Below are 13,225 nucleotides of genomic sequence, written 5' to 3' on the forward strand. Positions count from 1 at the left end.
GTCATGAAATCAAAAAGATAAACAACAGATGGGGTGTCTATGGTCTTTTCAAAATTTCGTCGTCAACTGCTGCTGGGTGTGATGGCCGTGGCGCTGACCACCGGCTTGAACGTGAAAACCTACGCGGCCGATAACCTGCTCGATCAGGTCAAGCAGCGCGGCACGCTGATCGTTGGGCTGGAAGGCACCTATCCGCCGTTCAGCTTCCAGGGTGAGGACGGCAAACTGACCGGCTTCGAGGTGGATTTCGCAAATGCACTGGCGGAACATCTGGGGGTGAAGGCCAAGCTCAATCCAACCAAATGGGATGGCATGCTGGCCTCGTTGGAGTCCAAGCGTATCGACGTGGTAATCAACCAGGTCACCATCTCCGATGAGCGTAAGAAAAAGTACGATTTCTCTACCCCATATACCGTTTCCGGTATCCAGGCGCTGGTGAAGAAAGGCAACGAAGGCATTATTACCAAGGCCGACGATCTGAAGGGCAAGAAGGTCGGCGTGGGTCTGGGCACCAATTACGAACAGTGGCTGCGTGACAATGTGCAGGGTGTTGATGTGCGTACCTACGACGATGACCCAACCAAGTATCAGGATCTGCGCGTAGGCCGCATCGATGCCATTTTGGTCGACCGTCTGGCGGCGTTGGATCTGGTGAAGAAAACCGGTGATACGCTGGCCGTCGCTGGCCCGGCATTCTCTCGCCAGGAAGCTGGCGTAGCGGTGCGTAAAAACAATCCGGAACTGCTGGCCGCTATCGATCAGGCGATTGCCGAAATGCAGAAAGACGGGACGTTGGCGAAGATCTCTGAGAAATGGTTTGGCGCGGACGTAACTAAATAATGCAAGAGAGTATTCAACTGGCGCTGGATTCAGCGCCATTTTTATTACGGGGTGCGCTGTTGACCCTCCAGCTCAGTCTGGGTGGCATGGCGCTCGGTTTAATCCTCGGGTTTTTGCTGGCGCTGATGCGCCTTTCGCCGTTATGGCCGATCTCCTGGCTGTCACGCATCTACGTTTCCCTGTTTCGCGGTACGCCGCTGATCGCCCAGCTGTTTATGATCTATTACGGTTTACCGCAGTTTGGCATCGAGCTGGATCCGTTCCCGGCGGCGTTAATCGGCCTTTCGTTAAACACCGCCGCTTATACGTCGGAAACGCTGCGTGCGGCGATTTCCTCGATCGATAAAGGGCAGTGGGAAGCGGCGGCCAGTATCGGCATGACGCCTTGGCAGACCCTGCGCCGGGTGATCCTGCCGCAGGCGGCTCGCACCGCGCTGCCTCCGCTGGGCAACAGCTTTATCGGTTTGGTCAAGGATACCTCGCTGGCGGCGACCATTCAGGTGCCGGAGCTATTCCGTCAGGCGCAACTGATCACCTCACGTACGCTGGAAGTGTTCGCCATGTATCTGGCGGCATCGCTGATCTACTGGGTGATGGCCACCTTGCTTTCCGCGTTGCAGAACCGCCTGGAAGCGCACGTTAACCGTCAGGATCAGGAGTAGCCGATGAGCGCCATCGAAGTCAGACAGTTGGTTAAAAAGTTCAAAGGGCAGACCGTATTACACGGCATCGATCTTGAGGTGAACGCGGGTGAAGTGGTGGCGATTATCGGGCCGAGTGGCTCCGGTAAGACGACCTTGCTACGCAGTATCAACCTGCTGGAGGTGCCGGATTCTGGCACTATCCGTGTCGGTGACATCTTGATCGACAGCGCTCGCCCGCTGAGCAAACAAAAAAATCAGGTACGGGCCCTGCGCCAGCAGGTGGGCTTTGTGTTTCAGAGCTTCAACCTGTTTCCCCACCGTTCGGTGCTGGAAAACATCATCGAAGGACCGGTGATTGTTAAAGGAGAAGCCAAGGCCAGCGCTGAAAAACTGGCGCGTGTCCTGTTGGCAAAAGTGGGGCTGAGCGGTAAAGAGCAGGCCTATCCTAAACGTTTGTCCGGCGGTCAGCAGCAGCGCGTAGCCATTGCCAGGGCGTTAGCGATGCAGCCCGAGGTCATTTTGTTTGATGAACCGACCTCTGCGCTGGATCCTGAACTGGTTGGCGAAGTGCTCAATACCATTCGCGCCTTGGCAGAAGAGAAACGCACCATGGTGATCGTTACCCACGAAATGAGCTTTGCCCGTGACGTAGCCGATCGCGCCATTTTTATGGATCATGGCCGCATTGTCGAGCAGGGGCCAGCGAAGGCGTTGTTCGCCAACCCGCAGCATCAGCGCACCAAGCAGTTTCTGGATAAGTTTCTCAATCAGTGATCTTGTCAGGGGGCGATGCCCCCTTAACCTCGTTATCCTGCCTTTAACAACTCATTACGCGCTGCGGCGGCGAGAAATGCGCTGCGGCTGCCATAGCCCGGATGCTGTTGCACCAGCGAATCAATACGGTTGAGCAGCCTGTGGGGCAACGTGATATTGATGCGTTCTGCCCGGCCATCGAACTTGTCCATATTAATATCCACCAGCAACCACTGGCCGCCGTTGAGGGCGTCGTTGCCCTGAGCCAGATGGAAGGACACCGCCTGCGGGCGTGGAATGGCCTGATTATCTTCACTCAATAATTCAAAGTGGGCATCCAGAGCGCTTTTGGCGTCCTGGAAGGTTTGATCGAGACTGTCTCCGGCAAAGTAGCAGCCGGGCACATCGGGAAAAAAGCCGCTGGCGCTGCCATCTGGCTCGGCATGTATATAAGCGGGATAAAACATAGTGTTACCTCGTCGTTGCGAAATGGTCTAGGAATCAAGCAACCCTGCATCCTTCATGATTTGCCGCAGCGTTCCCAATTTCACCTCCTTATTGGGATGAGGCACGGTGATCACCAACGATGAGTTGGGGTGTTTGAATTGATGGTGGCTGCCTTTGATCCGTTGTAAAACCCAGCCATGGCTTTCGAGTCGTTTAATCAGTTCTGAACTGTTCACCTGTTCATTCCTTATAATACATACTATACACATTTATTGGCAAGGAGGTGAATACGTTATCGGCTGATTTTTATGCAGGCAATAAAAAACCCCGCGTCAATGCGGGGTTTGCGAAGAGGCTCGCAATAGGGGCAGCCATCTTCATTTTGCAGGGTCTCTTTGGATGTTCGGGGTGTTACCGATTACTCAACAGAATCAATTAATGAAAGGCGGAAGAGAATTCGCAGACCACTTCCTTAACGCTGTTAATTTCACCAATGCCGCCTGCGGCACCAGACACCGTGATCACACCATATTGGTGATCTCCGTCTAACATACCTGTCTTGATGATGCCCACTTCGCTCTCGCCGCGTCCGGCGCGGATACTCTCGGTGGCGATGACGCGAATATCTCCTGCCGGGGTATTAATTTCGAGCAACTCTTCAGAGCGAACGTCGACAATCGCTTGTTTGGTATTGAGGCTGGCAGGGGATTCAAACGTGGTGATAAAGCGTGTGCCGACATAGATCCCGGCAGCTCCCATTGCCATGGCGGCCTTTGCGGTTTTCAGGTTATAGATACCTCCGGCGGCAATTACCGGAATTTTGACCACATCGGTGACCTGTGGCAGGAGAACCAGGGTGCTGATACGGTGTTCACTCAGGTGTCCTCCTGCCTCATGGCCGGTGACAATGATCGCATCTACCCCGATGTTTTCCGCCATGATGGAGTTCTCAACCGTCGGCGAGATTTCGCGGTGAATAACGATAACTCCAGCCTCTTTCAGCCTGCGGATGTACGCTTCACCTTGGGTAATATCCTTACCACTGGTTATGACGATGTTAATCTTTTCCTGCAGGATGACCTCCAGTAACGGCTCGGCGTATTTAAAACTGATATCAACTCCTTCGATGGGCAGGAGGTAATTAACGGCAAAGGGTTTACCCGTTAAGCTTCTGGTTTTCCTTATTTCCTGGCGGAAAGCCTCTACGGTCGCCACTATTCCGCCGTTGGCAACCTGGCGTCCGGCATTCGGGCCTAGTACTCCCAGCCCCCCGGCGTTGGATACCGCAGCGGCCAGTTCGGCTGAGTTCAGCCACACCATGGAGGCCTGGATAACCGGTGTTTCGATCGCCAATAAACTCTGTAATTTCATGATCCCATTCCTTAGTAAAGTACTGCGCAGGACGACCCTTACAGGTTATGTAACGATCGTTATTTAATGACCATACGCGCAGAGTGGCGATGATGCAATCATATTTTGTAATGATCGTTATTTTAAGTGACACCATGGTATATACTGGGGCAATATTTTATAGTGATCGTTACATAAATGGTGTCGCCAAGGCCCAGGAGCCCTATACATGAGAAAGGACCTACCGGAGCGGCCTGCACGGGGCAGGCCTAAAAAACTCGATCGCGATGATGTGCTGGAGAAGGCTATGGGCTTGTTCTGGCGCTTTGGTTATGAACCCACGTCGATGTCTCAACTGATTGAGGAAACAGGTACCAAACCCTCTTCGCTATATGCTGAGTTTGGTAGCAAGGAAGGCCTATTTTGTGCTGCGGTGGATAAGTATCTGGCCACTTACGGCCACGCCAGAGATGTGATCCTTGAACAGGACGATCTCCCTTTGCCACAGGTGATTGAGCAGTTGCTGCGTACCTGCGTTGATTGGTTTACCGACACAGAGACTCCCACCGGCTGTTTTATGGTTGTTGCCACTTTTGGGATGTCTGCTGAGGATGAGGCGTTATTTAACCAGCTTAGTCAGCCAAGAAATTCCGCAGAGAAAAAAATTGTCGAGTGCCTGGAGCTGCGTGTCCGCCGGGGAGACCTGCCGGAAAACACCAATTGCGCTCTTTTGGGTAAGTACATTGCCAATGTCATTCAGGGCATGTCTGTGCAAGCCCGCAATGGCGCAACCCGAGAAGAGCTCTCTGGGTTGGTAGATATCTTTATGGATCAATGGCAAGCGGTTTCCACATCCTGTCGGTTTTAGCTGTCTCATACCTCAGACAATAAAAAACCCCGCGTTGATGCGGGGTTGGTGATGTTACTCGAATTTGGCGATTAGCCGATCGTCATCAGGCTGGCGTTACCCCCGGCGGCGGCGGTGTTGACGCTTAATGAGCGTTCGATCAACAGGCGTTCCAACAGGATGTTGGTTTCACCGCGAGCGAAGCCTTGCACTGAGACAATAGCACCGCTACGTTGAGCAATCTGCTCACATAGGGTACGCAGTTGATCGGCGTCGCCGTGATAGATGGCCGCATCAAACTCGACTTTATCCTGCGCCCAATCCTTGGTGAAACCGATCCGTGCTTGTACGGCGGCTGGCAAGCTGCGATACAGCGTACGCTGCAATTCTGCCTCCGGCCACAGCGCCTGGCTGCCAACCGCCAGCACGGCGGCCAACTGGTTCAACGCATCGGCGTTGTTGTCCGCCAGGCACAGCACGCGTTCGCGTGGCAACAGGGCGTAAGTGTTGCGTTCCCCGGTTGGGCCTGGCAGCGGACGTACGGTGCCACCCTGGCCCAGTTCGGCGTATTGTTGCGCCAGGACTGCCAACTCGCGATGGTTCTCCGCAACGGCCCATTGTTCCAAGGCCTGATGCGGCACAAGCAGCGTAGGGCGTACGGTGGCTTCCAGAGGACGCTCGTTATCCTGGCGATTCAGAGTGCGCTGCACGGCATCCTGTGGACGGCTGGCCAGCAGGCGGTACAGATAGAGTGGACCACCGGCTTTCGGCCCGGTGCCAGACAATCCCTCACCGCCAAACGGCTGCACGCCTACCACTGCACCAACCATATTGCGGTTAACATACAGGTTACCGACCTTGGCATGATCGGTGACTCTAGCGATGGTTTCATCGATACGCGTATGGATACCCAGCGTCAGACCATAGCCTGAAGCATTGATCTGATCGACCAACGCGCCCAGATTGGCACGCTGGAAGCGAACCACGTGCAGCACCGGGCCAAAGATCTCTTTTTGCAGCTCGTCAAAGCTTTCCAGTTCGATCAGCGTTGGCTTCACAAAGGTGCCGCGAGCCCACTCTTTCTCATCATCTCCCAGGCTTTTTGCCGCCTGATAAACCTTGCGGCCTTTGGCACGCATGGCCTGGATATGGCGTTCAATGCCGGTTTTGGCTTCGGCGTCGATCACCGGGCCAATGTCGGTAGACAGGCGTTCTGGATTACCCATCCGGCATTCTGCCATCGCCCCGCGCAGCATTTTCAGGGTGTGTTCTGCCACATCTTCCTGCACACACAGGATGCGCAGGGCAGAGCAACGCTGTCCGGCACTGTCGAAGGCAGAGGCCACAACGTCGGTCACCACCTGTTCGGTCAGGGCAGAAGAGTCGACGATCATCGCGTTCAAACCGCCGGTTTCGGCAATCAACGGGGTCGGGCGGCCTTGAGGGTCCAGACGGCCTGCGATATTGCGTTGCAGAATGCCCGCAACGTCGGTAGAACCGGTGAACATCACGCCGCGTACGCGTGCATCATTGACCAATAGGGAACCTACGGTTTCACCCTGGCCAGGTAACAGTTGCAGAACGCCCTGAGGAATGCCAGCCTCCAACAGGATGCGCACCGCCTGGGCGGCGACCAACGGCGTCTGTTCCGCCGGTTTTGCCAGCACGCTGTTACCGGCAGCAAGGGCGGCGGCAACCTGGCCGGTGAAGATGGCCAGCGGGAAGTTCCACGGGCTGATGCAGACTACCGGGCCTAATGGGCGATGGCTGTCGTTGGCGAAGTCGTCACGCACTTGGCCAGCGTAGTAATGCAGAAAATCAACCGCCTCACGGACTTCTGAGATGGCGTTATTGAAGGTTTTACCCGCCTCGCGCACCAGGATCCCCAGCAGGCTTTGCAGTTGGCTTTCCATCAGCTCTGCCGCGCGTTCTAAAATGGCGGCACGTTCGGAAGGTGGGGTAGCAAACCAGATCGGCCCGGCTGCGGCAGCGGAATCTAATGCCCGGCTGACTTCACCTTCGGTGGCCTCACGCACATAGCCGACAATATCACCCGGTTCGGCTGGGTTGATCACCGGTTGTTCAACTCCTTCATCCAACGGAGCATCGATCATCGGCTCAGCACGCCATTGCTGGCTTGCGCTGGTGAGCAGGGCGCTGGACAGCGAAGCCAGCCGCTGTTCGTTGGCGAGATCCAGACCGCTGGAGTTAACGCGTTTTTCACCATATAGCTCACGCGGCAACGGAATACGCGGATGTGGCAAACCTATGCGGCCTTCGCTAGCCGCCATGGCCTCGACCGCGCTGACCGGATCGGCCACCAGTTCATCGAGCGGCAGGGTGGCATCGGCGATACGGTTAACGAATGAGGTATTGGCCCCGTTTTCCAACAGACGGCGTACCAGATAGGCCAGCAGCGTTTCGTGCGTGCCGACCGGCGCATAAATACGGCAAGGGCGGTTCAGCTTGCCGTCGGCCACTTTGCCTACCACCTGCTCGTACAGTGGTTCACCCATGCCGTGCAGGCACTGGAATTCGTACTGGCCCGGATAGTAGTTATTGCCTGCCAGATGATAGATGGCGCTCAGGGTGTGGGCGTTGTGGGTAGCAAACTGCGGATAAATCAGGTTCGGCACCGCCAGCAGCTTACGGGCGCAGGCCAGATAGGAAACGTCGGTATACACTTTGCGGGTATACACCGGGTAGCCTTCCAGGCCATCCATCTGGGCGCGCTTGATTTCGCTGTCCCAGTAAGCGCCTTTAACCAGGCGGATCATCAGGCGACGACGGCTGCGGCTGGCCATGTCGATCACCGCATCAATGGCAAACGGGCAGCGCTTCTGGTAAGCCTGAATAACAAAGCCGATGCCGTTCCAACCGGCCAACTGTGGCTCAAAGCACAGCTTTTCCAGCAGATCGAGGGAGATCTCCAGGCGATCGGCCTCTTCGGCGTCGATATTGATGCCGATATCGTATTGACGTGCCTGCAACGTCAGCGACAGCAAGCGAGGATACAGCTCTTCCATCACGCGATCGTACTGGGCGCGGCTGTAACGTGGATGAAGCGCTGAAAGTTTGATCGAGATGCCTGGGCCTTCATAGATGCCACGGCCATTGGAGGCTTTGCCGATAGCGTGGATGGCTTGCTGATAGGAAACCAGATAGGCCTGCGCATCGGCTTCGGTCAGCGCGGCTTCACCCAGCATGTCGTAAGAGTAACGGAAGCCTTTGTCTTCCAGCTTGCGCGCGTTGGCCAGCGCTTCGGCGATGGTTTCACCAGTCACAAACTGCTCGCCCATCAGGCGCATCGCCATATCGACCCCTTTGCGGATCAACGGCTCGCCGCGCTTACCGATGATGCGGTTCAGTGCGCTGGAGAGATTGGCTTCATTATGGGTAGACACCAGCTTGCCGGTAAACAGCAGGCCCCAGGTCGCGGCGTTGACGAACAGCGAAGGGCTGCGGCCAAGGTGGGAGTGCCAGTTGCCGTTGCTGATTTTGTCGCGGATTAACGCATCGCGCGTTGGCTTGTCTGGAATACGCAGCAGCGCTTCGGCCAGGCACATCAGAGCCACCCCTTCCTGAGAAGAGAGTGAGAACTCCTGCAGCAACCCTTGCACCATACCGGCACGGCCGTTGGCACTCTTCTGGTTACGCAGCTTTTCGGCAATGCCATAGGCCAGTTTATGGGTGGCCTGCGCCAGATCGGCAGGTAAACGCGCCTGTTCGAGCAGCATTGGCACCACTTCAGTTTCCGGGCGGCGGTAGGCGGCGGTGATAGCCGCACGAGTGACGGACTGCGGCAGGATCTGTTCGGCAAACTCAAGGAAGGGTTGATGGGACTCTTCTGGCACCTGTGGCGTGACGTCATCCGCTTCTGCCTGGCCGGCAGCGGCCAGCGTCGGAATTTCTGGCAGATCGGAACCACTCTCCAGACGTTCAAGATAATTGAAAATAGCCTGCTTGATTAACCAGTGTGGCGTGCGGTCAATTCGTTGTGCCGCGCTCTTGATGCGATCGCGGGTTGCTTCATCGAGCTTCACGCCCATTGTGGTAGTGCCCATGCCAATCCAGCTCCTGTGTTTGGAACTCCTCCCAACCTGCCAGATTAGGGGCGCTCCAGAGTGTAATGAGGTTATTGATGCCGACAATATCCTGCATGTTGCAACTTTGTGCAACCTTGTTAAATGTGGCTGGTGGCGAAGTGTGACTCCAATCGATCTTTTAACATCTTGAGCGCTACGGACGACGGCCTGATAAGTCGGGTTGCTGTGCTGGATGGGCCTATTTCCCTGTATTAATCAGGGTTAAGTAAGAAGTGCAACTCATTTCGACTATGACGAGTGCAACCCTGGCAGCGAATAAATGTGACCTGGCGTGAGTTTCGTGTGACTTTTTTGTTAAATGTCTTGTTGGTTGTTGATTGCCTCATCTAGGATAGCCAGCGTTCAGACCATGATGGGTATAAACGCTGTTCGCCCGCCACCATCGCAATGCGCCCCGTTCCGGCGCCTGGCGGGTGAAATTACTGACATAAAAATACCCGATAACTTTCAATAGGCTGCTAACATACGGCGGCTTGAAAGGGAGAAGGGAATAAAAAATGGAGAGTTTAAGATAATGAACACACCTATGCTGGTGACCTTCGTGGTCTACATCCTTGGGATGGTGGTGATCGGCCTGCTGGCCTATCGTGCCACCAACAACTTTGACGACTACATTCTTGGTGGCCGCAGCTTGGGCAGCGTGGTAACCGCGCTCTCTGCCGGGGCATCCGATATGAGCGGCTGGCTGCTGATGGGCCTGCCGGGCGCGATTTTCCTCTCCGGCATTTCGGAGAGCTGGATCGCCATCGGGCTGACCATTGGCGCCTACCTGAACTGGAAGCTGGTGGCAGGGCGGTTACGCGTGCATACCGAAGCCAATAACAACGCCTTGACCCTGCCGGACTACTTCACCAGCCGTTTTGAAGATAACAGCAAACTGCTGCGGGTGATCTCCGCCATCGTGATCCTGGTGTTCTTCACCATCTATTGTGCTTCCGGCATTGTGGCCGGTGCGCGCCTGTTTGAAAGTACCTTCGGCATGTCCTACGCCACTGCGCTGTGGGCCGGGGCGGCAGCCACCATCCTGTATACCTTTATCGGCGGGTTCCTGGCGGTCAGTTGGACCGACACCGTGCAGGCCAGCCTGATGATTTTTGCGCTGATCCTTACGCCGGTGATTGTGATTATCGCCGTGGGCGGCATCGACAGTTCGATGTTGGTGATCGCGGCTAAAAACCCGGCCAATCTGGATATGATGAAAGGGCTGAATCTGGTGGCGATCCTGTCGTTGCTGGGCTGGGGCCTGGGCTACTTTGGGCAGCCGCATATTCTGGCGCGCTTTATGGCTGCGGACTCCCACCGCACCATCCGTAGCGCTCGCCGCATCAGTATGACCTGGATGATCCTCTGCCTGGCGGGGACCATTGCGGTTGGCTTCTTCGGCATTGCCTACTTTGCCAATAACCCGGATCAAGCGGGTAACGTGGCGGAAAACGGCGAGCGGGTGTTTATCGAACTGGCCATGTTGCTGTTTAACCCATGGATTGCCGGGATCCTGCTGTCGGCCATTCTGGCGGCGGTGATGAGCACCCTGAGCTGTCAGCTGCTGGTCTGTTCGAGTGCGATCACCGAAGACCTGTACAAAGCCTTCTTGCGCAAAGGGGCCAGCCAGCGTGAGCTGGTGTGGGTAGGGCGTGCGATGGTGCTGGTGGTGGCGCTGGTGGCGATTGCCCTGGCGGCTAACCCGGAGAACCGCGTGCTGGGTCTGGTCAGCTATGCCTGGGCCGGTTTTGGTGCCGCATTTGGCCCGGTGGTGCTGATCTCGGTGATGTGGTCGCGTATGACCCGTAACGGCGCGCTGGCCGGTATGCTGGTGGGGGCGATCACCGTGATCGTCTGGAAGCATTACGCCTGGCTGGATCTGTATGAAATCATTCCAGGCTTTGTGTTTGGCAGCATCGCCATCGTGGTGGTTAGCCTGATGGGTCGCCAGCCTTCGGCAACCATCACCAAACGTTTTGATCTGGCAGAGGCCGAGTTCAAAACGGTCTAAATCCGCCTTAATCTCTCCCCGGCAATCGGGGAGAGATCTGCTTTCCTCCTCATTACGCTCACCAAGCTGTAACAACTAGCGACATTTGATTAATAAAAATCACACTTCCGCCTCTTGTTTTTCTTTTCAGTAGAATGATAATCACTATCGTTCTGGTTTACTTTTCTTTACATTGCCGCAGCCTGGTCGACTCAGCGCCAGCGGCTGACTACAAACGCCTTTTCAGGGGTTAATATTCTATGTTTGTTCCTTTCCTTATCATGTTCCGTGAGGGGCTGGAGGCTGCGCTGATCGTCAGTTTGATCGCCAGCTATCTGAAGCGGACTCAACGCGGTCAATGGCTTGGTGTGGTATGGATTGGGGTAATCGTCGCCGTTGCTCTGTGTCTGGCGTTAGGTATCTTCATCAATGAAACCACCGGCGAGTTTCCGCAAAAACAGCAAGAGCTGTTTGAAGGGCTGGTCGCGGTGGTGGCGGTGTGCATCCTGACCTATATGGTGTTTTGGATGCGCAAGGTTTCCCGCTCGGTGAAGGTGCATCTTGAAGGGGCGATCGATAACGCCCTCAACTCAGGCAAAAGGCAAGGGTGGGCGCTGGTGGCGATGGTGTTTTTTGCCGTTGCCCGTGAAGGGCTGGAGTCGGTTTTCTTTTTGTTGGCTGCGTTTCAGCAGGATGTGGGCATTGCCGCGCCAATCGGTGCGATGCTCGGGCTGGCGTGCGCCATCGTGGTGGGTATGCTGATCTATTGGGGCGGCATCAAACTGCACCTGGCCAAGTTCTTCAAATGGACCAGCCTGTTTATTCTGTTCGTGGCTGCGGGCCTGGCCGCCGGGGCGATCCGTGCCTTCCACGAGGCTGGACTGTGGAACCACTTCCAGGACATCGCGTTCGACCTCAGCAACCAGCTATCCACGCATTCACTGCTGGGCACCCTGTTAGAGGGAATGTTCGGCTATCAGGAAGCGCCATCGGTCAGCGAAGTGGCGGTCTATTTCCTGTATCTGATCCCTGCTCTGATTTTCTTTTTCCTGCCGCTGCGTACGGAGTCCTCTGCGATCCCGGCGCAACGCAAGACACATCACTAATTTACTAGGGAATTCCGTATGTCTACTCCGTTATTTCGCCGCAAGGCACTGCATGCCGCATTACTGGCCGTTCCTGCTTTCGCGCTGAGCCTCAACGCGCTGGCGGCGGATATCCCTCGGGTTTTGGTGACCGTTAACGACAAACAGTGTGAGCCGATGCAGTTGACCCTGCCCGCCGGTAAAACCCAGTTTGTGGTGCATAACACCAGCCAGAAGAACCTGGAGTGGGAAATCCTCAAAGGCGTGATGGTGGTGGAAGAGCGTGAAAATATCGCGCCGGGTTTCACCCAGAAAATGACGGCAAACCTCGAGCCGGGTGAATACGATATGACCTGTGGGCTGCTGAGCAACCCTAAAGGCAAGCTTGTCATCACGGCTGCGGGTGCGGTAGCTGATGGCAAACCGAATGTGATGGATCTGGTTGGCCCGATTGCCGAATATAAAGTCTATGTCACCAAGGAAGTTGAAGGGCTGGTCAAGCAGACCAAGCTGTTCACCGATGCGATCAAAGCCGGTGATGTGGCCCAGGCCCGCAAGCTTTATGCGCCAACCCGTCAGCACTACGAGCGTATCGAACCGATTGCCGAGCTGTTCTCCGATCTGGACGGCAGCATTGACGCCCGTGAAGACGACTACGAGAAAAAAGCCGAAGATCCGAAATTCACCGGCTTCCACCGTCTGGAGAAAGCGCTGTTTGCCGACAACACCACCAAGGGCATGAATGAGTATGCCGATGGACTGTACAAAGACACGCTGGAATTGCAAAAACGCATCGGTGAATTGACCTTCCCGCCGAGCAAAGTGGTGGGTGGCGCTGCTGGCCTGATTGAAGAAGTCGCGGCCAGCAAGATCAGCGGTGAAGAGGATCGCTACAGCCGTACCGACCTGTGGGATTTCCAGGCCAACGTCGATGGCGCCCAGAAGATTGTCAACCTGTTGCGTCCGCTGTTGGAAAAGGCCAACCAGCCACTGCTGGCGGAGATCGACGCCAACTTTAAAACCGTCGACACCATCCTGGCTAAATACAAGACCGCAGAGGGTTATGAGTCTTACGAGAAGCTGACCACCGCGGATCGTAATGCGCTGAAAGGGCCGATCACTACGCTGGCAGAAGACCTGTCACAGCTGCGTGGCGTGCTGGGTCTGGATTAAGGCTTAGC

11 protein-coding genes are annotated in these 13,225 nt (G+C 55.7%); 7 read left to right on the forward strand and 4 right to left on the reverse strand.

Annotated elements, in window-relative coordinates:
• Nucleotides 1–39: 39 nt before the first annotated feature.
• The 3 genes from tcyJ to tcyN are packed head-to-tail and all read left to right on the forward strand — an operon-like array spanning nucleotide 40 to nucleotide 2,258.
• The gene (gene tcyJ, locus ACX9GU_RS10605) at nucleotides 40–840 is read left to right on the forward strand and encodes a cystine ABC transporter substrate-binding protein (protein ID WP_021180971.1); all 801 of its coding nucleotides are present in this window, start codon (nucleotides 40–42) and stop codon (nucleotides 838–840) included.
• Nucleotides 840–1,502, forward strand: coding sequence for a cystine ABC transporter permease (tcyL, locus tag ACX9GU_RS10610; RefSeq protein ID WP_021180972.1), 663 nt, complete (start codon nucleotides 840–842; stop codon nucleotides 1,500–1,502). The genes tcyJ and tcyL overlap by 1 nt, the downstream gene beginning before the upstream one ends.
• Before the next feature lie 3 nt (nucleotides 1,503–1,505).
• Nucleotides 1,506–2,258: an L-cystine ABC transporter ATP-binding protein TcyN gene (gene tcyN, locus ACX9GU_RS10615; RefSeq protein WP_021805696.1), complete on the forward strand. Its 753-nt coding sequence runs from the start codon at nucleotides 1,506–1,508 to the stop codon at nucleotides 2,256–2,258.
• 32 nt (nucleotides 2,259–2,290) lie between these two features.
• On the opposite strand, the gene ACX9GU_RS10620 is transcribed toward tcyN, so the two are convergent.
• From ACX9GU_RS10620 to ACX9GU_RS10630, 3 genes are all read right to left on the reverse strand, one after another.
• The gene (locus ACX9GU_RS10620; protein ID WP_473194724.1) at nucleotides 2,291–2,704 is read right to left on the reverse strand and encodes a type II toxin-antitoxin system HicB family antitoxin; all 414 of its coding nucleotides are present in this window, start codon (nucleotides 2,702–2,704) and stop codon (nucleotides 2,291–2,293) included.
• 27 nt (nucleotides 2,705–2,731) lie between these two features.
• On the reverse strand, nucleotides 2,732–2,920 hold the full coding sequence (locus tag ACX9GU_RS10625; RefSeq protein WP_473194725.1) for a type II toxin-antitoxin system HicA family toxin: 189 nt from the start codon (nucleotides 2,918–2,920) through the stop codon (nucleotides 2,732–2,734).
• Nucleotides 2,921–3,119: 199 nt separating this feature from the next.
• The gene (locus ACX9GU_RS10630; RefSeq protein ID WP_473194726.1) at nucleotides 3,120–4,055 is read right to left on the reverse strand and encodes an NAD(P)H-dependent flavin oxidoreductase; all 936 of its coding nucleotides are present in this window, start codon (nucleotides 4,053–4,055) and stop codon (nucleotides 3,120–3,122) included.
• A gap of 208 nt (nucleotides 4,056–4,263) precedes the next feature.
• Between ACX9GU_RS10630 and ACX9GU_RS10635 the strand changes: the two genes are divergently transcribed.
• Nucleotides 4,264–4,902, forward strand: a complete 639-nt coding sequence (locus ACX9GU_RS10635; RefSeq protein ID WP_473194727.1) for a TetR/AcrR family transcriptional regulator — start codon at nucleotides 4,264–4,266, stop codon at nucleotides 4,900–4,902.
• Between the two features lie 71 nt (nucleotides 4,903–4,973).
• Here the strand turns inward: ACX9GU_RS10635 and putA are convergent, their stop codons facing one another.
• Nucleotides 4,974–8,945 carry a trifunctional transcriptional regulator/proline dehydrogenase/L-glutamate gamma-semialdehyde dehydrogenase gene (gene putA / locus ACX9GU_RS10640; RefSeq protein WP_473194728.1) on the reverse strand — a complete coding sequence of 1,324 codons (3,972 nt, stop codon included), beginning with the start codon at nucleotides 8,943–8,945 and terminating at the stop codon, nucleotides 4,974–4,976.
• Between the two features lie 556 nt (nucleotides 8,946–9,501).
• On the opposite strand from putA, the gene putP reads away from it, so the two are divergent.
• The 3 genes from putP (at nucleotide 9,502) to efeO (ending at nucleotide 13,217) form a co-directional block, all read left to right on the forward strand.
• On the forward strand, nucleotides 9,502–10,980 hold the full coding sequence (gene putP, locus ACX9GU_RS10645) for a sodium/proline symporter PutP (protein WP_473194729.1): 1,479 nt from the start codon (nucleotides 9,502–9,504) through the stop codon (nucleotides 10,978–10,980).
• A gap of 239 nt (nucleotides 10,981–11,219) precedes the next feature.
• A complete protein-coding gene (gene efeU, locus ACX9GU_RS10650) occupies nucleotides 11,220–12,065 on the forward strand; it encodes an iron uptake transporter permease EfeU (RefSeq protein WP_473194730.1) in 846 nt (281 codons plus the stop codon).
• An 18-nt stretch (nucleotides 12,066–12,083) separates the two neighbouring features.
• A complete protein-coding gene (gene efeO / locus ACX9GU_RS10655) occupies nucleotides 12,084–13,217 on the forward strand; it encodes an iron uptake system protein EfeO (RefSeq protein ID WP_473194731.1) in 1,134 nt (377 codons plus the stop codon).
• The last annotated feature ends 8 nt before the right edge of the window (nucleotides 13,218–13,225 follow it).

It is taken from the genome of Serratia sp. K1WW1 (assembly GCF_055790865.1).

Coding starts and splice junctions, on each gene's coding strand:
- tcyJ (WP_021180971.1), top strand. CDS start 40: ATGGTCTTTTCAAAATTTCGTCGTCAACTGCTGCTGGGTGTGATGGCC.
- tcyL (WP_021180972.1), top strand. CDS start 840: ATGCAAGAGAGTATTCAACTGGCGCTGGATTCAGCGCCATTTTTATTA.
- tcyN (WP_021805696.1), top strand. CDS start 1,506: ATGAGCGCCATCGAAGTCAGACAGTTGGTTAAAAAGTTCAAAGGGCAG.
- ACX9GU_RS10620 (WP_473194724.1), bottom strand. CDS start 2,704: ATGTTTTATCCCGCTTATATACATGCCGAGCCAGATGGCAGCGCCAGC.
- ACX9GU_RS10630 (WP_473194726.1), bottom strand. CDS start 4,055: ATGAAATTACAGAGTTTATTGGCGATCGAAACACCGGTTATCCAGGCC.
- ACX9GU_RS10635 (WP_473194727.1), top strand. CDS start 4,264: ATGAGAAAGGACCTACCGGAGCGGCCTGCACGGGGCAGGCCTAAAAAA.
- putA (WP_473194728.1), bottom strand. CDS start 8,945: ATGGGCACTACCACAATGGGCGTGAAGCTCGATGAAGCAACCCGCGAT.
- putP (WP_473194729.1), top strand. CDS start 9,502: ATGAACACACCTATGCTGGTGACCTTCGTGGTCTACATCCTTGGGATG.
- efeU (WP_473194730.1), top strand. CDS start 11,220: ATGTTTGTTCCTTTCCTTATCATGTTCCGTGAGGGGCTGGAGGCTGCG.
- efeO (WP_473194731.1), top strand. CDS start 12,084: ATGTCTACTCCGTTATTTCGCCGCAAGGCACTGCATGCCGCATTACTG.